The organism is Amycolatopsis sp. CA-161197 (assembly GCF_050942255.1).
In the GTDB taxonomy this organism is placed as follows: domain Bacteria; phylum Actinomycetota; class Actinomycetes; order Mycobacteriales; family Pseudonocardiaceae; genus Amycolatopsis.
Window position 1 is genome coordinate 10,125,130 of sequence record NZ_CP192059.1, and the last position, 19,053, is coordinate 10,144,182.

Here is a 19,053-nt window from a genome sequence, read left to right on the forward strand (position 1 = left end):
CGAGCCTCGCGTGGCGAGCGGCCTCGCCGGAATAGATTCGCCTGCGACCGAATGTTCCGGCTTGCCTCTGGACTTATCCACAGGGTGTGGCGAGTTGTGGACAACTGATGGCTTACCTGGGTCTTTTGTCCGTTTGAGTCGTTGCCGCCCGGTAGAATGGGTCTGGGGACGCCCCCCTCGGGAGGGCGGGGGCCTGTCTCGCGGCGGGGTTGGTCAGGGCACAGGTCAGTGGCTGTTCTAGCGCGGGCAGCACGGGCGCAGTGGGGAGTGCCGGCGCTGCGGGCCAGCACGGGTGCGGCGGCGAAGGGGCGGCGAGTACCGGCGGCGCGGGCGAACACGCACGCGGCGGCGAGCGCCCAGCGGTGAGCGTGAGCAGCACGGGCGCAATAGCGACGGGCGACGCGCGCGAGCAGCACGGGCGCAGTAGCGAACGCAGGCGGCAAGCGCGAGCAGCACGGGCGCAGTGGTGAACGCAGGCGGCAAGCGCGAGCACAAGAAGCCGAAACCCCCGCAAGCAGCGTGAAGCAGCCGGCGTTCGGGTATATCCGAATCCATGGTCGAGTTGGTTCTCAGCACCGCCGGTGTCCGGTTTGCGATCTCGCCGCTGGAGGAAGTCATCGGGGTGGTGCGGGGGTGGCTCGGGAGGCGGCGGTTGCCCGGTGGGGGTGGGTGGCTCGGGGGGCCGCGGGTAGACGTGCCGGAGTTGGCGGCGGTGCTGGGGGCGCGGCACTACATCACGGAGTTCCTCTCGCCGCCGCCGGAGACGGCCGAGACGACGGCGGCCGAGCAGTTGCGGAGGGTGCGGGGGACGCCGCCGGGGCAGGTGCGGGTCGAGTTGGGGATGGTGGATGCCGATCTGAGCGGGCTGCCGGCACGGGCCGGCGAGGCGAGGGATTTGCTGGCCGAGCAGCTCGAGAGGGTGTGGCGCGACGTCGTCGAGCCGGAGTGGCCGCGGATGCGGGAGGTGCTCGCGGCGGATATCGCCTACCGGGCGCGGCGGTTGGGTGAGCATGGTGTGGCGGGGGTGTTCGACGGGCTGCACCCGAGGGTGCGGCTCACCGGCGACTCCGTGCTGGTCGACATAGCGGCGCGGCAGCGGCTGGAACTGGACGAGCGCGGCCTGCTGCTGGTGCCGAGTGTGTTCGCGTGGCCGTCGGTCGGGGTGGTGACGGTGGCGCCGTGGCAGCCGACGTTGTTGTACCCCGCGAGGGGGGTGGCGGGCCTGTGGACAGAGCCATCCACAGCGCAGGGAGCGCTGGCCGGGGTGGTGGGGCGGACGAAGGCGATGTTGCTCACCACGTTGGACCGCCCGGCCGCCACGACGGAGCTCGCCGCGCGGCTGGGGCTGGCGAAGGCGACCGTTTCCGCGCACCTCACGGCGTTGCGGGCCGCGGGTCTGACCGCGACGACGCGCCAGGGCCACCGCGTGCTCTACCGGCGGACCGAGCTTGGCGACGCGCTCTGCGCGGGCATAGGGTGAATGTGACCATGTGTGAAGGAGAATCCTGATGCGGATCGTCCATTTCGGACACGCCTGTGTACTTCTGGAGACCGACGGCGAGCGGATCCTGATCGACCCGGGCGCGTTCTCCACCGACTTCGAGCGCGAGCGCGAACTGTCGGCTGTCCTCATCACCCACCAGCACTTCGACCACATCGACGGCGAGCGCCTGCCGAAGGTGCTGGCGGCGAACCCGGACGCGAAGCTGATCGTCGACCCGGGCTCCGTGGAGACCGTGCAGAAGCTGAACCTGCAGTACGAGGTCGCGAACGTCGGCGACGCCTTCGAGATCGGCGGCACCGCGGTGAACGTGGTGGGCGGTGAACACGCCGTCATCCACAGCGACATCCCCGTGATCCCCAACATCGGCTACGTGCTGGACCACGGCGCCTTCTACCACCCGGGCGACTCGTTCTTCGTGCCCGAGCAGAAGATCGACGTGCTCGGCCTGCCGACGGGCGCGCCGTGGCTCAAGGCCGGCGAGGCGGTGGACTTCTTGCGGGCGGTCGCGCCGCGCAAGTCCGTGCCGATCCACGAGGCGGTGCTGTCGAGCCCCGCGCTGCACTACGGCCTGTTCGAGAACCTCGCGCCGCAGGGCACCGAGGTGCAGGTCGTGGAGCGCGGCGTCGCCACGAAGCTGTGAAAGACCCGGGGTGGCCGCCCATGCAATGGCGGCCACCCCGGGAGCCGGTCAGTTGTACAGCACGAACGGTCCCGTGTGCGCCATCACGCGCACCAGGTCCGCCACGTTCTGCTTGATGCCCGGCTTGTTCGGGTCGAGCATCCCGGCCGCCAACCGCCCCTGCACGGTGTAGATCGGGTCGACCCAGTTGCCCGGGTTGAACGCGGTCAGGCTCGCCGACCGGCCGGTGTACGGACCGGGGTCCGGCACCTTCTGGTCGGTCACCGCGTGCATCGCCGTGCGGAAGAACTCGTGGTAGCCCGAGAGCTGCTCACCCTGCACCGCGACCTCGCTGCCCGCGGTCGCCGGGTCGTACTCGAAGTCGTGCTCGATCGACGTCGTCACGATGTCCAGGCCCAGGTTCGGCATGGTGAAGAAGTGCCGGCCGCGCCAGCCCCAGCCGTACGTCATGTCCGTGGGAGCGCTCGCGATCAGCGGCTGGTCGATCTTCTCCTTGAGCCCGTTGAGCCCGACGGTGTTGTACCAGGGCGCCGAGTTCACCCACGTCTGGTACCCGAAGCCGGGGTTCGCCTCCGAACCCGTGCCCGCCTCGCGCATGAACTCCGGCGAGATCAGCCGCCGCCCGCCGTACACGCCGCCGTTCTGCTCCAGCAACGAGAACCGCACGATGTCGATCGGCCGCATGTGGAGCCCGGCGTACCCCTCGGTGTGCCCGGCCTGGTCGCGCATCCAGAAGTAGTTGTCGCGGTCGATGCCGATCTCGTCGAACAGCTCGCGCTGCGCGAAGTCCTGGAAATCCTTGTACCCGTGCTGCTGCATGGCTTTCTCCGCCATCGCGTTCACGGTCGCCGGGCCGTTCTGGCTGTACTCGAAGTAGGTGCCGGGCGCGTGCTGCATCGGCGCGGAGCTCCACGCCTTCAGGCGGTCGAACTCGACGCCCGGGATTTCGTTGGCCCAGTTCATCTTCACGCCCGACGTGTGCTGCAGCAGCTGCTGCGCGGTGACGGAGCGGTGCACCGCGTCGCCGAGGTCGGGGAAATACTTGCCGAAGGTGTCGTGCACGTTGAAGATGCCCATGGTCACGGCGCGGCCGATCACCGCAGTGGAGAAGCCCTTCGTCATGCTCCACACGTGCTGTGGCGTGTTCTCGAACAACGCGTTGAGCGGCCCGGTCTTCACGAGGCAGCCGAAGCGCACCACGTACAGCGTGCGCTGCAGCGAAAGCAGATGTGTCGTCGCCAATTGGTCCAGCACCGCCGGATCGAGCCCGACTTCTTGCGGCGTCGCCGTGCCGAACGGCTCACCCTTCTTCGGGTCGGCGCAGTTCTTGAACTTCGCCGGGTCGCTCTTGGCCGTGGTCACGCCACCGTTCGCGGCACCCTGGAAAAACGGGGGCGCCAGTTCCGCGGCGGCCGCGGACGTGGTGGTTCCGGCGATGAGCGCGGCCACCACGGCAGCGACGGACACAGCCAGAAACCTTTTCTTGCGCATGGGGAGACTCTTTCCCAGACGTCGATCAACCGTCACCGTTGATCGGATGAACAACAATCACCGCCCGGTTCGAAAAGCCGGGTGGGCACACCGGTGCTTGATTTCCGGAAAATGGGTTCCGCGCGACGCGGAGTCTGCGCCGCCACAGGAACTCTGAAATTCACTAACTATCGTTCGTTAGTGGCATGAATCAAAGCAAGGGGGACGGGAAGAGTCAACCCGTTCTACCCGTTAGGGTGAAATATTCACCGATGACCGGTTTGGGAGCCCGCGATCTGCAGCGCGTACCGGCTGTACTCGTCGGCCACGGACTCGGCCGTCATGGCGCCGTTGTCCCGGAACCAGCGTGCGATGCTCACGCACATCTCGCGGATCGCGAACGACGCGAGCGCCGGGGACTCCACGTGGAACACGCCCGCGTCGACCCCGCACGCGATGATCGCGCGGAAGGCGTGCTCGTGGCGCCGGCGGCGGGCCTGGAACTGCGTGCGGTGCGGTTCGCCGAGGCAGTCGGTGTCGCGGTTGACCACGAGGGCTTCGCGGCGGTGGGTGGCGTGGCGGAAGGCGTACACGCGAGTGGCGCGCGCCAGTTGCGCCGCCCAGTCGTCGTCTTCGCCGGTCACCCGCTCGAAATCCTCGAGCACCCCCGCAGTGGTGCGGTCCACGATGGCCCGCAGCAGGTCCTCCTTGGACCGCATGTGGTTGTACAGGCTCGGGGTGCGGATCTGCAGCACCTCGGCGATCTGGCTGAGTGCGGTGCCGTGGTACCCCCGCTCGGCGAACAGCGTGAGCGCCGTGTCGAGCACGACCTCTTCGCTGACCGCGCTGCGCACTGCCGTCACCGGTTCCTCCCCGTCACGCGAAACACCCGGCACCGCCGAACTCGGCACCCGTCAGCGGCCGGTCGACCGGCAGCACCACCTCGTCGACGGCGAATTCCCGCCGCCGCGTGTCGGTCACCACCACGGATCTCTCCGGCGCCGGTCTGCCGAACTCCGCGCAGCCGGCCGTCATCACGTCCGGTTCGCCCGGAACGTCCGTGGTCTGCCAGCAGGTCGCGAACTCGGCCGCCAATCGCACGGTACCTCGCCCGGTTCCGGCCACGGTGATCGGCAAACCGCCGAGCACGTCCCGCACCTCCTCGGCCAGCCGCGCGAACGCCGTGACCGAGCCGAACGCGCCGTCGTCGTCATCGGCCGGCCGCAGCCCGAGCGTGAACCGCCCGCCGCTGAGGTACTGCACCGTCCGCGCACCCGCCAGCACGTGCTCGGGGCGGCCGGGTGGGACGAAACAGCAGATGCGGGAGGATTCCGTCGCCACCGCGAGCGCCGCGCACAGGCCGAGGTCGCCCTCGACGTAGAAGGTCGAGCAGCCGTGCCCGTCCAGTTCGCGCCAGGTGCGGCGCGCAGCCTCGACGGGCACGCCCGACAGGCGCAGCCACGCGGCGGTTTTCATCGGCCGAGCTCGCGCGCGGCGGCCTCCACCGCGTCGACGATGCCGACGTACCCCGTGCAGCGGCAGATGTTGCCCGACATCTCCTCGCGGATGCGCTCGCGGTCCGGCGCCGGTTCCCGGTCCAGCAGGTCGAGCGCAGTCATCAGCATGCCGGGTGTGCAGAATCCACATTGGAGCCCGTGCTTGCCGCAGAAGGCTTCCTGCAACGGGTGCAGCGTGCCGTCGTCGGCCGCGAGGCCCTCGATGGTGCTGACGGAGCACCCGTCGGCCTGCACGGCCAGCATCAGGCACGCGCGCACGGGCTCGCCGTCGACCAGCACGGTGCACGCGCCACACACGCCGTGTTCGCACCCCAGGTGCGTGCCGGTCAGGCCGAGGTCCTCGCGCAACGCGTCGGCGAGCGTCCGGCGTGGTTCGACGTCGACGTCGTGGCGCGTGCCGTTGACGGTGAATTCGGCTTTCATGCGGCGGCTCGCTTCCCGTGGGGCGTCAGCGCGCGGCGGACGAACTCTGCCGTCATCGCCCGCCGGTAGTCGGCCGACGCGTGGATGTCGCTCTGCGGCTGGGTTTCCGCCGCGGCGGCGGCTGCGACCGCGTCGAGGTCCGCGCCGTCGTTGAGCAGCTGCTCGGCTTCCGCGGGCCGCAGCGGCACCCCGCCGACGCCGCCGATCGCCAGCCGCCACCGGCCCGCGACCTCCGCGGCGACCACGAGCACGAGGCCGAAGTCGCCGTGCCGCCGGGAGAACTCCGCGAACCCCCACCGCGACGGCACCGGCAGGTCGATCGCGGTGATCATCTCGTCGTCCGCGAGCGTGGTTTCCAGTGGCCCGGCGAAGAAGTCCGTGGCCACCTCGGAGCGCTGCCCGCCGTGCCCCGCGATGTAGACGGTCGCCTCCAGCGCCGCGGCGACCACCGGCAGCTCGGCCGACGGGTCGGCGTGTGCGATGCTGCCGCCGCTCGTGCCGCGCGAACGGATCGCCGTGTGGCCGATCCAGCGCGCGGCCTCGGCCAGCAACGGGTGGTGCGGCTGCTCCAGCAGGCGCGCGTGCCGCACCAGGGCGCCGAGCCGCACGCCGTCGTCGGTCGGCGTGATCGTGGCCAGGCCGGGGATCCGGTTGACGTCCACGAGCACCCGAGGGCGGGCCATGCGCAGCGCGAGCACCGGCATCAGGCTCTGCCCGCCGGCGAGGAGCTTGCCGTCCCCGTCGGCGTCGGCGAGCGTCCGCACGGCCTCGTCGACGCTGCGCGCCCGGACGTAGTCGAACGGGGCGGGTTTCACGTCGGCACCTCCTTCGGCCAGCTGTCCTCGAACTCGGTATCCAAAGTGGTCTCCCAGGGGCCTTCGAACAACGTGTCCAGGGCCAGCTTCGAATACCGCAACGAAGACGGTGAGAATCCGGCGATCTCGCGCGCCCACTCGAACGCCTCGTCGAGGTCGCCGAGCCGGTCGACGAGCCCCCGAGCGTGGGCGAGCGAAGCGTCGAGCCGGTCGCAGCCCAGCAGCATCGTGCGCGCCGCACCGCCGCCGGCCAGCAGCGCGAGGCGCCGGACCGTCCACGGGTCGACGACCAGCCCGTTGCGCGCGGTCGGCACCGCGAACACCGCGGACGGTGCGGCCACCCGCAGGTCGCAGGCGATCGCGAGCTGGGTGCCCGCGCCGATGGCCGGGCCGTTGACAGCCGCGAGCACCGGCACGGGCAGCGCCGTGATGCTGTGCAGGGCGGCGTACAGCGCGGTGCGGAAACCGTCGCCGTGCACGCCCCGCAGGTCGGCTCCGGCACAGAAGCTCGTGCCCCGGCCGGTGATCACCAGCGCGTGCACGCGAGGACCGACGTCCTCAACGGCGGCACGCAGTTCGTCGAGGTGCTCGACGTCGAGGGCGTTCCGCCGTTCGTGCCGGTCGATCGCGACGACGCCGACGTCGTCGCGGACCTCGGAGGTGATCATCGCAGCGCCTCCCAGATCGCGGCCGGTGTCAGCGGCAGGTGCGTGACCTGCACGCCCAGCGCGTCGGTGATCGCCCCCGCGAGCACGGCGTTCGGGCCGAGCGTGCCGCCTTCGCCGACCCCGCGGACGCCGAGCGGGTTGTCCGCGGGGTGCGACAGGTGACCGATCACGAGCTCCGGCACCTCGGCGCTCGTGGGCATCAGGTAGTCCATCAGCGTGCCCGTGGACAGGTTGCCGCCCTCGTCGTAGATGAGGTGCTCGTACAGCGCGCCGCCGATGCCCTGCGCGATCGAGCCGGCGATCTGGCCTTCGACGACCTGCGGGTTGATCACCGTGCCGGCGTCCTCCACGCACACGTACTTGAGGATCTTCAACGCGCCCGTCGCCCGGTCCACCTCGACGACCGCCGCCTGCGCCCCGGCCGCGAACGCGCCGCGGATCGGGTCGTAGAACTGCGTGGCCTCGAGGCCGGGCTCGATGCCCTGCGGCAGCCGGTTGGACTCCAGGTAGGCAACGCGTGCCAGCTCCGCCAGGGTGCCCAGCGGCTTGGCCTCTCCGGCGACGCGCACGTCACCGTCCACGAGGCTGAGATCGTCCACATTGGCCTCGTACAGCTCGGCCGCGAGCCGCAGGATCTTCTCCCGCACGGTGACCGCCGACCGGTGGGCCGCGCCGCCGCCGATCACGGCTTGGCGTGAGGAGAACGCGCCGAAGCCCCACAGCGATTCGTTCGTGTCGCCGATCCGCACCTCGACGTCCGCATAGGACACCCCGACCGTGTCCGCGACGATCTGCGCCACGGTCGTCTCGAGGCCCTGCCCCTGCGACGTCACGCCGGACAGCACGGTGACCCGGCCGTCGGGGTTGACGCGCACGGTGCACGCGTCGTGGCCGGTGCGGAACGGCATCCGCGGCCCGGCCGCGGCCGCGCGCCCGAGACCGGTGAGCTCGTTGTAACAGGCGAGCCCGAGGCCGATCGGGTTCTCACCCTCCTCGCGCCGGCGCCGCTGCTCCGCGCGGAACTCGTCGTAGCCGATCGATTCGACGGCCTTCTCCAGGCATTCCCCGTACCAACCGGAGTCGTCGACCAGCCGCGACGGCATGCGGTACGGGATCTCCTCCGGCGTGATCAGGTTCCGCCGCCGGATGTCCAAAGCGGACAGTCCCAGCTCGGCCGCCGCCGCGTCGAGCACCGTCTCCATCGCGAACACGCTCGCCGGCCGGGCCACCCCGCGGTAGGGCCCGGACGGTGCGGTGTTCGTCGCGACCCCGCGCACGGTGCAGCGGTAGTGCTGCAGCCGGTACGGCCCGGACAGCAGCCCGCCGGCCATCAGCGGTTCGATCCCGGCCGTCCACGGGTAAACCGAGTACGCGCCGACGTTGCAGGTCACGTCCGCGTCGAGCGCCACCAGCTCGCCGTCGGCCGTGAACCCGGCCTTCACGACGTATCGGTGGTCACGCGCGTGCGTGGCCGCGAGCAGGTGCTCGGCGCGGTCCTCGACCCACTTCACGGGCGTGCCGCGCAGCTGGCGCGCGATCACGCACAGCGCGACGTCCTCCGGGTACACCACGGCTTTCACGCCGAAGCCGCCGCCGACGTCCGGCGCGATCACCCGCACGTTGCCCTCGGGAATGCCGAGCAGCTCCGCGATCATGTTGCGCGCGATGTGGGGAACCTGCGTGCCCGACCACAACGTGAGCTTGTCGTCGGCCGGGTCCCACAGCGCGACCCCCGCTCGGCACTCCATGGGGTTGCCGGCGTGACGGTTGGTGATCAGCTCGCGTTCGACCACGAGGTGCGCCCCGGCCAGCGCGTCGGGCACCTCGCCGGTGTCGAAGGTGCGCTCCAGCAGCACGTTGTCCGGCGCTTCGGCGTGCAGCGGCTCTGTCGGCGGCAGCCATGCCGTGACGTTCACGGGCAGCGGCTCGTAGTCGACGTCGATCAGCTCCAGCGCGTCTTCGGCGCGGTAGCGGTCGGCGGCGACGACGGCGGCCACGGGCTCACCCGAGAACCGCACCTTGTCCCGCGCCAGCAACGGCTGTTCGGTCTCCACATAGGACGGAAGAGCCGACAGCGCCCGCAGCGGCACGGTCGCGAACTCCGGCTGGTCGCCGGTGAACACGTCGGCCCGCTCGCGCGCGGCCGACGCGTCGAGGCGGGTGATCCGCGCGTGGCCGAACGGGCTGCGCAGGAACGCGACGTGCCGCATCCGGGGCAGCTGCAGATCGGAGACGTACCGCCCGCGCCCGGTGATCAGCCGCGCGTCTTCCTTGCGGCGCACGACCTTTCCGATGGCGCCGGCCGGCTTCTCCTCCATGGTCGTCACGGCATCGTGTAGCCGCCGTTGACCGACACGATCTGTCCCGTGGTCCAGGACGAGAGCGGGGAGGCCAGCAGCAGCACGGTCGGGGTGACGTCCTCGGCCCGGCCGAGGCGGCGCAGCGGGTAGGCGGACAGGATCTTCTTCATCTTGGCGTCGTCGGCGTGTCCGGTGTGGTCGTCCAGACTGGACGTCTGCACGAGCGCGATCGAGACGGCGTTCGCTCGGATGCCGTGGCGCGCCAGCTCCTTCGCGAGCGACTTGGTCAGGCCCACCGTGGTCGAGCGCGTGGTGGCGGTGACGAGCAGCCGGGACTCGCCGACGCGGCCGGAGTCGCCCATGAGGTTCACGATCGCGCCGCCGCCGGCCTCGACCATCTTCTTGGCCACGGCCTGCGTGATCCGCAGCGTGCCCTCCACCGTGACGCCGATCTGCGGCGCCCAGTCCTCTTCGGTGGTTTCGAGGAACGGTTTGCTCTGCGTGGCGGCCGCGTTGTTGACCAGCACGTCGATCGAGCCGAGCTGTGTCGCGACGTCGTCGATCGCGGTGCGCACGGAGTCGGCGTCGCGCAGGTTCGCGCCGACCGCGATGGCCTTCACGCCGAGCGTGGCCGCCTCCTTCGCCGCCGCTTCGGCACCGTCGGCCGAGGTGTTGTAGTGGAAGGCGACGTTGGCGCCCTCTTGGGCGAAGGCCATGCCGAGCGCGCGGCCGAGCCCCTGGCCGGCTCCGGTGACCAGCACGTTCTTACCGTTGAGCTTGAGGTCCACGAGGTCCCCTTTCAGATGAACTCGAACCGGCGCTCGCCGGCGACGGTCACCACCCGGCCGAAGCGCAGGCCCGGGAAGTGCGCGGCGGCGACCGCGTCGGAGCTGTCGGTGAGCTCGTCGATCAGCCCGGCGCGCACCCGGCGGGCGGCGGTGCGGTCGACGTCGAAGATCGCTTCCCACGTCGGGTCGGTCAGCTCCACTGTGGAGTGTGCGACGTCGCCGAGCAGCAGCGCGCGCTCGCCTTCGCTGGACACCACGAAGATCGTGGAGCCGGGCGTGTGGCCGGGCACGTGCCGCGAGTCGAGGCCGGGCGCGAGCGTGGTGTCCGAGGTGAACGGCTCCAGCCGCTCGGCCAGCGGCGACAGCTTGCGCACCGCGCCGGGTTCGGCGTCCGGGCTCTCGACGAAGTGCGCCCAGTCGTCGGCGTGCACGCGGTAGGTCGCGTTCGGGAACACGACCTGGCCCTTCTTGGTGGCCCAGCCGACGTGGTCGAAGTGCAGGTGCGTGAACACGACGTCGGTCACGTCGTCGGGAGCGACGCCGTGTTCACGCAGGCTTTCGAGGAACTGCCCGCCGTGGTACTTGTCGTTGTCGATCGTGCCGACGCCGGCGTCGACCAGCACCACGCGGTCGCCCGTGCGCAGCAGGAACCCGCCGAGCGTGAGGTCGAGGTCGCCGCGTTCGTCGAGCAGGTGCTCGTGGCAGGCCCACGCGTCGGCGTCGCCCGGGCGGGTCAGGACCTCGCGGCCCGGCTCGCGCCCGTAGCCGTCGTAGACCGGTTCGATGCTCAGTGCCCCGACCTTCATGACGGCACCACCAGCGTCCGCACGCCCTGTCCGGCGGCCATGGCGGTCAAGGCGTCCTCGATGTCCGCGAGCCCGCCGTGGCCGGTCACCATCGCGGCCAGGTCCAGGCGGCCGGCGCGGACGTCGTCGAAGTACCGCGGCAGGTCGTGGGCCGCGTCGAGTGAGCCGGCGACGCAGCCGACGAGGGTGCGGGCGAAGTGGAACAGCTCCAGCGCGCTGAACGACACCTGGTCGTCCTTGCCCCCGACGCCGACCACGCACGCCGTGCCGCCGCGGCGGGTCATGCCCCACGCGTCGCGGATCGTGCGAGCGGAGCCGACGCAGTCGAACGCGTAGTCCACCCCCTCGCCGCCGGTCAGCGCGCGCACGGCCTTCTTCGTCGTGTCGTCGGCCGGCACGAAGTGGTCCGCGCCGAGCTTCGTCGCGTACGCCGCCTTGGCGACGTTGCGGTCAACGGCGATCACGGTGCTCGCCCCGGCGAGTTTCGCGCCCTGGATGGCCGCCAGGCCGACCCCGCCGAGGCCCACGACCAGCACCGACGAACCCGGCGTGACCTGCGCGGTCTTCGTGACGGCTCCGACGCCGGTGGTCACCGCGCAGCCGAGCAGCGCGGCGTCGGCCGAGCTGATGTCCTCGGGCACCTTCACCGCGGCCGCCGCCGGAACGACGGTCTGCTCGGCGAACGAGCCGACCGTGAGCCCGGCGTAGACCGGGTTGCCGTCGGCGTCCTGGGCGTACGGCTCGGCACCGCGCGCGGACCCGTTCACGCACAGGTGGGCTTCGCCGCGTCTACAGTGGACGCATTCGCCGCACGGCGTGATCCACAGCAGGATCACGCGGTCGCCGACGCTCAGGTCCGTGACCTCCGCACCGGCTTCCAGCACCGTGCCGCACGCCTCGTGGCCGAGCACGGCCGGCAGCTGCTGCGCGAGCACGCCGCGGGCCAGCGACAGATCCGAGTGGCAGACACCGGTCGCGTCGATGCGGACCCGCACGTCGCCGGGCCCGACGTCGCGCAGGCGGATGCGTTCCACGGTCATCGGCGCGCCGGTTTCCCGCAGCACCAACGCGTTGACTTCGGTCACAGCTGCACCGCCTTGATCTCCAGCACGTCTTCGATCCCGTAGTCGCCGATCTCGCGCCCGACGCCCGAGGCCTTGTAGCCGCCGAACGGCGCACGCGGGTTGAACGGCGCGGCGTTGACGTCGACCTGGCCGGTGCGGATGCGCGCGGCGTGGTCGAGGGCGTGGTCCGGGTCCCCGGTCCACAGTGCACCGCCGAGCCCATAGCGCGAGTTGTTGGCGATGGAGATGGCCTCGTCGTCCGACTCCGCGGCGAGGATCGCCAGCACGGGGCCGAAGACCTCTTCCTGCGCGAGCCGGGAGTCCGGGTCGACTCCGCTGTAGACAGTCGGCTGGACGTAGTACCCGCGTTCCGGCAGCTCCGCCGGACCGGTGATCGCCCGGGCCTCGTCCGTGCGGAAGCTCTCGACTTCCTTGCGCTGCCCGGCCGAGATCAGCGGCCCGAGCCGCTCGCCCGGCACGTATTTCGCCGACGCGGCGGCCGCGAGCTCTTCGACCTGCTGCAACCGGTCGGCCGGCACGATCAGGCGCGAGAGCGCGGTGCACGTCTGGCCGCCGTTGAGGTAGCAGTTGGCCACGGTGACCTTCACGGCCTTGGCGAGCAGTGCGTCGTCCACATCGGACAGCACGACGCTGGCGGACTTCCCACCCAGCTCCAGCGTGACACCCTTGATCGTCTCCGCCGCGGCCGCCGCGACCTGCGCACCGACCGGCGTGGACCCGGTGAACGACACGTGGTCCACACTCGCGCTGCGCGTCAGCTGGTCGCCGACGTCGCGCCCGCTGCCCGTGACCAGGTTGATCGTGCCGGCCGGGAATCCCGCGGCGTCGAAGGCGCGCATCAGCTCGAACGCGGTGAGCGGCGTGAGCGCGGCGGGCTTCAGCACCACGGTGCAGCCGGCGGCCAGCGCGGGCGCGACCTTGACGATGATCTGGTGCAGCGGCAGGTTCCACGGCGTGATCGCGGCGACCACACCCACCGGCTCGCGCAGGATCACGGAGTTGCCGAGCTCGCTGCGGAACTCGAACTCGTCCAGCGCGTCGGCCGTCCGGGCGAGCACCGCGAGCGGCGTGTCGACGTGCAGCTTCCGCGCCACCGGCGGCGGTGAGCCCTGTTCGAGCGTGATGAGCTCGGCGAACCGGTCGGCGCGCTCGGTGATCACGTCGTGCAGGCGGCGCAGCGCGGCGGCGCGCTCGGTGGCGGGGGTGGTGGCCCAGCCGTCGAACGCCGCGTTCGCCGAGGCCACCGCGAGGTTGACCACGGCGGACGAGGCCTGCGTGACGACGCCCGCCGGTTCCTCGGTCGCCGGGTTCTCGACCTCGCAGTCGTCGCCGCCACCGGCGATCCACCGGCCGCCGACGTACAGGTGGGGCTCGCGCACCAGGTCACTCATTCGGTCCCCTTTCCCTTGCGCGCCACCAGGATCGCCAGCAGGGCCAGCACCAGGGCCACAGCCGCGACGGGCAGCGCGCGCTTCGCGATGGTGCCGCCGACGCTCGCCATCACGTCGAGCGGCTCGACGTCGTCGAGGTTCACGGCCTTGCCGTTGATGGGCTGGACGTTGGCCGGCTTGCCGGCGACTTCCGCCTCCAGCCGCTGCACGAACTGCCCGAGCAGCTTGCCGGTGACGTCGGCGATCACGCCGCGGCCGAACTGCGCGACCCGTCCCGACAAGGCAAGGTCCGTGCGCACGTCCACTTTGGTCCCACTGCCCTGCGCGGTGAGGGTCGCGGTCACGGTGGCGGCCGCGTTGCCCTGGCCGCCGACGTCCTTGCCCTCGGCCCGCAGCACCGCTCGGTGGGCGCTGTCGTCCTTCTCGACGAAGCGCGCCGTCCCTTGGTACTTCGCAGAAACGGGGCCCACCTTGATCTTCACCGCGCCCTGGTACACGCCGTCTTCGACGCCGAGCAGCGCCGCACCGGGCATGCACGGCGCCACGCGTTCGAGGTCCGTCAGCACTCGCCAGGCGTCGTCGACCGGGAGGTCGACGGTGAAGGTATTGGAGAGGTCCACGCACACCACCTTACTAATTAACGTTAGTTTGTAGACTACGAGCACGGCCGCTCCCGGTCAACCCGGGGCGGCGCGCGTCACGCGTCGATCAGGCGTTCCTGCAGGCGGAAGCGCATGATCTTGCCCGAGCCGGTGCGGGGGATCGCGTCGATCTCGACGATCCGCTCGGGCACTTTGAAGTGCGAAAGCTCCTCCCGGCACGCGGCCAGCAGCGCCGGCTCGTCGAGCTTGCCCGGCCGCTCGGGCACGACGAACGCGACGGGCACCTCGCCCAGGTCGGCGTGCTTGCGCGCGACCACGGCCGCATCGGCCACCCCGGGCACCTTCAGCAGCACCGCCTCCACCTCGGCGGGGTAGATGTTCTCCCCGCCGCGGATGATGAGTTCCTTGGTGCGCCCCGAAATCGTGAGGAACCCGTTGGCGTCGCGCCGCCCGAGGTCACCCGTGCGGTACCAGCCGAGCCGCAGCACCTCGGCGCTCGCCTCGGCGCGGTTGTGGTAGCCCTGCATGATGTTCGGGCCGCTGACCCACAGCTCGCCCTCGTCGCCGACACCGACGTCCTCGCCGGTCACCGGGTCGACCAGCCGCACGCCGACGCCGGGCAGCGGCAGCCCGCACGAGCCCAGCACGCGGCCGCCGCCCGGCGTGTTCATGGTGACCATTGTGGACGTTTCGGTGATGCCGTAGCCCTCCAGCAGCTGCACCCCGAACTCCTGCTCGAACTCGGCGTTGAGCGCGGCCGGCATGATCGCGCCGGCGGACACGCACATCCTGAGCGTGGTGCTGTGGAAGCCTTTTCCGCGCGCGCCGTGGAGCAGGTACTGGAACATCGTGGGCACGCCGGGCATGAACGTGAAGGGCTCCTCGGTCAGCAGCTCCAGCACCCGCGACGTCGTGAACCGCGGCAGGATCCGTTCCGTGGCACCGACGGCGAAGACGCCGAGCACGCACAGGTCCAGCGCGTAGGAGTGGAACAGCGGCAGCGGGCAGAGCACCCGGTCGGCCGGCGTCAGCCCGACGATCGGCGCCCAGCACGCGGCGACCACCCACAGGCAGCTGCGCTGCGTCAGCAGCACGCCCTTGGGCCGGCCGGTGGTGCCGGACGTGTAGAGCATCCACGCGACGTCGTCCAGCCCGAGGTCGTCGCGGGGCGAGCTCTTCGGTTCCGTGGTCGCGAACTTCTCGTACGACCGGGCGTCCGGCGGGACGGCCCCGTCGGTGACCAGCAGGACCAGCGTGTCGACGCCGCGCGCCGCGACCATCGTGCGGACGTGGTCGAGGTGCGCGTCGTCCGTGATCACCACGCGCGCGGCGCTGTCGCCCAGCTGGTAGGCGACCTCGGCCGGCGCCGCGTTCGGGTTCGCGCAGACCCCGACCGCACCCAGCCGGGTCGTCAGCAAGTACGACTCGGCCGTCTCCACGCTGTTGTCCAGGTAGATCAGCACGCGATCGCCGTGCACCACACCCTCGTCCACGAGGTTCCCCGCGAGCCGCCGCGTGCGTTCCGCCAGGTCCGCGTAGGTGACCGACCGGCGGTCGTCGTAGAACGCGACCTTCCCGCCGAAGCGCGCCGCGTGCCCGACCAGCAGCTGGGGGATGGGACGGATCAACTCGACTCTGAGCATCGGCATCTCCACCACGATATTAACTAATGATAGTTAGTTGCTGGAGTGTAGAGAGCGGCCGGAGCCGAGGCAAGGTGTGTTCGCTACGCCAAACCGGCGACGCGCAGCGCGTACTCGCTGTACTTCGCCGCGACTTCTTCGGCTGTGAGGGGGCCATCCTCGCGGAACCAGCGGGCGATACTCACGCACATCTCGAGAATCCCGAACGCGGCGAGCGTCGCCGACTCCCGATCCGCGCCGCCCGCTTCCTCGATAAGGCTCCGGAACGCCTGCGCGTGGCGGCGGCGCAGCTCCAGCACATTGCTGCGCGCGGGCTCTTCGAGGCTGGCGATGTCACGGTTGACGACGAGAGCCTCACGGCGGTGGGTGGCGTGGCGCAACGCGTACACGCGCGTCGCGTTCCGCAGCCGCTCGGCGACGTCGTCGACGCCCTCGACCGCTTCCTCGTAGTCGGCCCAGACCTGCTCGGTGGTGTCGGCGACGATGTCGCGCAGCAGGTCCTGCTTGGCGCGCATGTGGTTGTACAGGCTGGGCGTGCGGATCTTGAGCTCCGCCGCGATCTGACTGAGGGCCGTGCCGTGGTAGCCGCGCTCGGCGAACAGCGTGAGGGCGGCGTCCCGGACCGCGGCCGGGCTCACCGTCGTCTTCGCTTCGGACTTGCCGACCGCCCCTGGAGCCATGGGTCCATGATTCCAGCTCCCCGAAGCGGCGAGCGCAGTCACCCGACCGGGGCCGGAACCAACTTCGCGAACCGGACACTTGTCTTACTTACGAGCGTTAGCTAGCCTCTGTCCACTTTGAAAGGAGCAGTCCATGCCGACTCCCTCCCCCTCCTCTTTGGACACCGAGTTTGCGCAGGTCGAAGCCACGCCCGCGTTCCAGACGCTCGTCCGGTCGCGGCGCCGGTTCGTGGCCGTCGCGCTCACGGCCGGCCTCGGCTGGTTCGCGCTGTTCCTCGTGCTCGTCGCGTGGCTGCCGGGCTCGCTGGGCTCGTCGGTGTTCCGCGGCTTGACGCTCGCGTACGCGCTCGGCTTGAGCCAATTCGCGCTGGTCGGGGTCATCACGTGGGCCTACCTGCGCCGCTCGGCCCGGGTGTTCGACCCGCTCGAGACGGCCGCGCTCGGCCGTACCGCGGTGGTGGCCCGGTGAACGCCGTGCGGCTCACCGCGTTCGCGGTGCTGATCGTGGTGACGCTGGTGGTCACGTTCTTCGCGGCCCGCCGGACCAGCACGACCACCGAATACCTGGCCGCGGGCCGCGGGATTTCCGCGGCGCAGAACGGCTTCGCGGTGGCGGGCGACCTGATGTCCGCCGCGACCTTCCTCGGGTTCACCGGGCTGATCTTCCTCAGCGGCTTCGACGGCTGGGTGCTGGCGATCGCCGCGGCCGTCGCGTTCCTGCTCGTACTGCTGCTCTTCGCCGAGCGCATGCGCAACGCGGGCCAGTTCACCGTCGCAGATGTGCTGTCGTACCGGCTGCGCGCGCGGCCCGTGCGCGCGATGACGGCGTCGGCGAACCTGTTCATCGTCACCATCTACCTGATCGCGCAGCTGGTGGGCGCCGGTGTGCTGATCCGGGCACTGACGGGCCTCGCGTTCACGCCGGCGGTGATCATCACGGGCGCCGCGATGCTCCTGTACGTGGTGTTCGGCGGCATGCTCGCCACGACCTGGGTGCAGATCATCAAGGCCGCGCTGCTGATGGCGGCCGGGCTGGCCCTCGCGGTCGGGGTGCTGAGCCAGGTCGGCTGGAACCCGATCAGCCTGTTCGACCGCGCCGCCGCGGCACACCCGCTCGGCGACGCGTACCTCGCGCCCGGCGGTTCGCACCGCACCCCGCTGAACACCGTCGCCGCGGCGGTCGCGTTCGTGATCGGGACGGCGGCGCTGCCGCACATCCTGATCCGCTTCTTCACCGTGCCCGACGCGAAGACGGCCCGGGCGTCGGTGGGCTGGGCGATCGGGCTGATCGGCACGTTCTTCGTGCTCACGTCGATCATCGGCTACGGCGCTCGCGCGCTGCTCGGGTCCGCGGGCGAGAAGCCGGCCGGGCCGGGGGCGAACCTGGCGGCGCCGCTGCTCGCGCAGCACCTCGGCGGCGGGCCGGACGCGTTCGGCGGCCAGGTGTTCATGGCGTTCGTCGGCGCGGTCGCGTTCGCGACGATCCTGGCGGTCGTCGCCGGGCTGGTGCTGTCGGCGTCGGGTTCGGCTTCGCACGACCTGTGGTCGAACGTGATCCGGCGCGGCGACGCGACCGAGCGGGAGCAGAAGCTCGTGGCGCGGCTGTCGTCCGCCGTGATCGGCGCGATCGCGGTGGCGGTGACGCTGCTGGCGGGGCCGAACTTCAACGTCGCGTTCCTCGTGGGGCTCGCGTTGTCCGTCGCGGCGAGCGCGAACTTCCCGGCGCTCGTGCTGGCGTTGTCGTGGCGCGGGTTCACCACGTGGGGCGCGTTGGCCGGCATCGCGAGCGGGCTGGTGAGCTCGGTGGTGCTGATCGTGCTGAGCCCCGCCGTGTGGCCGGGCGGGGCGGCGCACGCGCCGTTCCCGTTGGACTACCCGACGCTCGTGTCGATCCCGCTGGGCTTCCTCGGCTGTGTCGTCGGGTCGAAGCTGAGCCGGGCGCGCGAGGACGACACGAAGTTCACCGAGCTGCGCGTGCGGGCGGCGACGGGCCTCGGCGCGGAGTGATCAGGCCGCGGCCGCGCGGCGCAGGGAGCCGTAGGTGCTGCCGAAAGCGCGGTTTTCGATGGCGACGTCGACCGCGTCGAGCAGGGCCTGGCGCAGGCCGGGGCGGGTCAGGTCGGCCGCGTCGATGCCGAGGCGGACCAGTCCGCCTCGGCGGGCGGCGCGGGCCGACGCCAGCACGAGGGCGAAGCAGCGGACCGTTTCGGTGCGGTGCGACTGGCTCGTGAACTCCTGCACGCGCGCCCGCCGCACCTCGCCCGTCACGAGGTCACGGACGGAACCCGCGTCGGCGCAGAGCGTGAAACCGTGTTCCCGCAACGCTTGCAGCGTGCCCTGCGAAGCGAGCCAGCGGGGCGGCGCGAAACCGTCGACGGCGACGCCGGTGGTGTCGAGCGCGGCCTTCGCGGCGATCAGGCGCAGGCGCGCCTCGTGCGCGGGCAGCGCGGCGAACTCCGCGCGGCGGCCGAGCTGGACGGTGCGGTGCGTCGGCGTGATGCGGTGGTCGTAGCCGTGCAGCAGCACCGAGTCGCCCGCGGCGGCGCGCGTGCGCACCCACGCGGTCAAGGGACCGTCCTCGGTCCGCGCGACGTGCAGGATCGACAGCGGCACCCGCCGCCGCTCCAGCTCCGACGCGAGGTCGGCGCAGCGGTGCAGCGTGCGCGGGGTGGCCCCGGACAGCGATACCAGCAGGCGAGCATCCACGTGTCCCATTGCGCC

At 71.2% G+C, this 19,053-nt stretch carries 19 protein-coding genes; 4 read left to right on the forward strand and 15 right to left on the reverse strand.

What is annotated here, in order from left to right; all coding sequences use genetic code 11:
- Window positions 1–553: 553 nt before the first annotated feature.
- Both ACQPXB_RS47965 and ACQPXB_RS47970 read left to right on the forward strand, forming a co-directional pair.
- Entirely contained in the window at window positions 554–1,480 is a 927-nt protein-coding gene (locus ACQPXB_RS47965; protein ID WP_432848710.1) for a DUF5937 family protein, read from the forward strand.
- A 28-nt stretch (window positions 1,481–1,508) separates the two neighbouring features.
- A complete protein-coding gene (locus ACQPXB_RS47970) occupies window positions 1,509–2,144 on the forward strand; it encodes an MBL fold metallo-hydrolase (protein WP_386944326.1) in 636 nt (211 codons plus the stop codon).
- 48 nt (window positions 2,145–2,192) lie between these two features.
- Here the strand turns inward: ACQPXB_RS47970 and ACQPXB_RS47975 are convergent, their stop codons facing one another.
- The 14 genes from ACQPXB_RS47975 to ACQPXB_RS48040 form a co-directional block, all read right to left on the reverse strand.
- Window positions 2,193–3,611 (reverse strand): serine hydrolase domain-containing protein, encoded by a 1,419-nt coding sequence (locus ACQPXB_RS47975; RefSeq protein ID WP_432848712.1) that lies wholly within the window; start codon window positions 3,609–3,611, stop codon window positions 2,193–2,195.
- A 269-nt stretch (window positions 3,612–3,880) separates the two neighbouring features.
- Complete coding sequence (locus ACQPXB_RS47980; RefSeq protein WP_432848714.1) at window positions 3,881–4,477, reverse strand: TetR/AcrR family transcriptional regulator; 597 nt, start codon at window positions 4,475–4,477, stop codon at window positions 3,881–3,883.
- A gap of 13 nt (window positions 4,478–4,490) precedes the next feature.
- Window positions 4,491–5,090 (reverse strand): hypothetical protein, encoded by a 600-nt coding sequence (locus tag ACQPXB_RS47985; protein WP_432848716.1) that lies wholly within the window; start codon window positions 5,088–5,090, stop codon window positions 4,491–4,493.
- Entirely contained in the window at window positions 5,087–5,554 is a 468-nt protein-coding gene (locus ACQPXB_RS47990) for a (2Fe-2S)-binding protein (protein WP_366580420.1), read from the reverse strand. Before ACQPXB_RS47990 ends, ACQPXB_RS47985 begins: the two co-directional genes overlap by 4 nt.
- A complete protein-coding gene (locus tag ACQPXB_RS47995; RefSeq protein WP_432848718.1) occupies window positions 5,551–6,369 on the reverse strand; it encodes an FAD binding domain-containing protein in 819 nt (272 codons plus the stop codon). The genes ACQPXB_RS47990 and ACQPXB_RS47995 overlap by 4 nt, the downstream gene beginning before the upstream one ends.
- Window positions 6,366–7,037 carry an enoyl-CoA hydratase gene (locus ACQPXB_RS48000; RefSeq protein WP_432848719.1) on the reverse strand — a complete coding sequence of 224 codons (672 nt, stop codon included), beginning with the start codon at window positions 7,035–7,037 and terminating at the stop codon, window positions 6,366–6,368. The genes ACQPXB_RS47995 and ACQPXB_RS48000 overlap by 4 nt, the downstream gene beginning before the upstream one ends.
- The gene (locus ACQPXB_RS48005; protein WP_432848721.1) at window positions 7,034–9,355 is read right to left on the reverse strand and encodes a xanthine dehydrogenase family protein molybdopterin-binding subunit; all 2,322 of its coding nucleotides are present in this window, start codon (window positions 9,353–9,355) and stop codon (window positions 7,034–7,036) included. The genes ACQPXB_RS48000 and ACQPXB_RS48005 overlap by 4 nt, the downstream gene beginning before the upstream one ends.
- 5 nt (window positions 9,356–9,360) lie before the next feature.
- Window positions 9,361–10,125 carry an SDR family NAD(P)-dependent oxidoreductase gene (locus ACQPXB_RS48010; RefSeq protein WP_432848723.1) on the reverse strand — a complete coding sequence of 255 codons (765 nt, stop codon included), beginning with the start codon at window positions 10,123–10,125 and terminating at the stop codon, window positions 9,361–9,363.
- Window positions 10,126–10,136: 11 nt separating this feature from the next.
- Window positions 10,137–10,931, reverse strand: a complete 795-nt coding sequence (locus ACQPXB_RS48015) for an MBL fold metallo-hydrolase (protein ID WP_432848725.1) — start codon at window positions 10,929–10,931, stop codon at window positions 10,137–10,139.
- Window positions 10,928–12,016: a zinc-binding dehydrogenase gene (locus ACQPXB_RS48020; protein ID WP_432848727.1), complete on the reverse strand. Its 1,089-nt coding sequence runs from the start codon at window positions 12,014–12,016 to the stop codon at window positions 10,928–10,930. The genes ACQPXB_RS48015 and ACQPXB_RS48020 overlap by 4 nt, the downstream gene beginning before the upstream one ends.
- Window positions 12,013–13,407: an aldehyde dehydrogenase family protein gene (locus ACQPXB_RS48025; RefSeq protein ID WP_432848729.1), complete on the reverse strand. Its 1,395-nt coding sequence runs from the start codon at window positions 13,405–13,407 to the stop codon at window positions 12,013–12,015. The genes ACQPXB_RS48020 and ACQPXB_RS48025 overlap by 4 nt, the downstream gene beginning before the upstream one ends.
- On the reverse strand, window positions 13,404–14,027 hold the full coding sequence (locus ACQPXB_RS48030) for an SRPBCC family protein (RefSeq protein ID WP_432848730.1): 624 nt from the start codon (window positions 14,025–14,027) through the stop codon (window positions 13,404–13,406). The genes ACQPXB_RS48025 and ACQPXB_RS48030 overlap by 4 nt, the downstream gene beginning before the upstream one ends.
- Window positions 14,028–14,104: 77 nt before the next feature.
- Complete coding sequence (locus ACQPXB_RS48035; protein WP_366580408.1) at window positions 14,105–15,658, reverse strand: class I adenylate-forming enzyme family protein; 1,554 nt, start codon at window positions 15,656–15,658, stop codon at window positions 14,105–14,107.
- A gap of 77 nt (window positions 15,659–15,735) precedes the next feature.
- Complete coding sequence (locus ACQPXB_RS48040) at window positions 15,736–16,332, reverse strand: TetR/AcrR family transcriptional regulator (RefSeq protein ID WP_366580406.1); 597 nt, start codon at window positions 16,330–16,332, stop codon at window positions 15,736–15,738.
- A 133-nt stretch (window positions 16,333–16,465) separates the two neighbouring features.
- On the opposite strand from ACQPXB_RS48040, the gene ACQPXB_RS48045 reads away from it, so the two are divergent.
- Window positions 16,466–16,801, forward strand: coding sequence for a DUF485 domain-containing protein (locus tag ACQPXB_RS48045; RefSeq protein WP_386944306.1), 336 nt, complete (start codon window positions 16,466–16,468; stop codon window positions 16,799–16,801).
- Window positions 16,798–18,339, forward strand: a complete 1,542-nt coding sequence (locus ACQPXB_RS48050) for a solute symporter family protein (protein WP_432848733.1) — start codon at window positions 16,798–16,800, stop codon at window positions 18,337–18,339. The genes ACQPXB_RS48045 and ACQPXB_RS48050 overlap by 4 nt, the downstream gene beginning before the upstream one ends.
- On the opposite strand, the gene ACQPXB_RS48055 is transcribed toward ACQPXB_RS48050, so the two are convergent.
- Window positions 18,340–19,047, reverse strand: coding sequence for a DUF2334 domain-containing protein (locus tag ACQPXB_RS48055; RefSeq protein WP_432848734.1), 708 nt, complete (start codon window positions 19,045–19,047; stop codon window positions 18,340–18,342).
- Between the last annotated feature and the right edge of the window lie 6 nt (window positions 19,048–19,053).

Coding starts and splice junctions, on each gene's coding strand:
- ACQPXB_RS47965 (WP_432848710.1), top strand. CDS start 554: ATGGTCGAGTTGGTTCTCAGCACCGCCGGTGTCCGGTTTGCGATCTCG.
- ACQPXB_RS47970 (WP_386944326.1), top strand. CDS start 1,509: ATGCGGATCGTCCATTTCGGACACGCCTGTGTACTTCTGGAGACCGAC.
- ACQPXB_RS47985 (WP_432848716.1), bottom strand. CDS start 5,090: ATGAAAACCGCCGCGTGGCTGCGCCTGTCGGGCGTGCCCGTCGAGGCT.
- ACQPXB_RS47990 (WP_366580420.1), bottom strand. CDS start 5,554: ATGAAAGCCGAATTCACCGTCAACGGCACGCGCCACGACGTCGACGTC.
- ACQPXB_RS48000 (WP_432848719.1), bottom strand. CDS start 7,037: ATGATCACCTCCGAGGTCCGCGACGACGTCGGCGTCGTCGCGATCGAC.
- ACQPXB_RS48005 (WP_432848721.1), bottom strand. CDS start 9,355: ATGGAGGAGAAGCCGGCCGGCGCCATCGGAAAGGTCGTGCGCCGCAAG.
- ACQPXB_RS48015 (WP_432848725.1), bottom strand. CDS start 10,931: ATGAAGGTCGGGGCACTGAGCATCGAACCGGTCTACGACGGCTACGGG.
- ACQPXB_RS48025 (WP_432848729.1), bottom strand. CDS start 13,407: ATGAGTGACCTGGTGCGCGAGCCCCACCTGTACGTCGGCGGCCGGTGG.
- ACQPXB_RS48035 (WP_366580408.1), bottom strand. CDS start 15,658: ATGCCGATGCTCAGAGTCGAGTTGATCCGTCCCATCCCCCAGCTGCTG.
- ACQPXB_RS48040 (WP_366580406.1), bottom strand. CDS start 16,332: ATGGCTCCAGGGGCGGTCGGCAAGTCCGAAGCGAAGACGACGGTGAGC.
- ACQPXB_RS48045 (WP_386944306.1), top strand. CDS start 16,466: ATGCCGACTCCCTCCCCCTCCTCTTTGGACACCGAGTTTGCGCAGGTC.
- ACQPXB_RS48055 (WP_432848734.1), bottom strand. CDS start 19,047: ATGGGACACGTGGATGCTCGCCTGCTGGTATCGCTGTCCGGGGCCACC.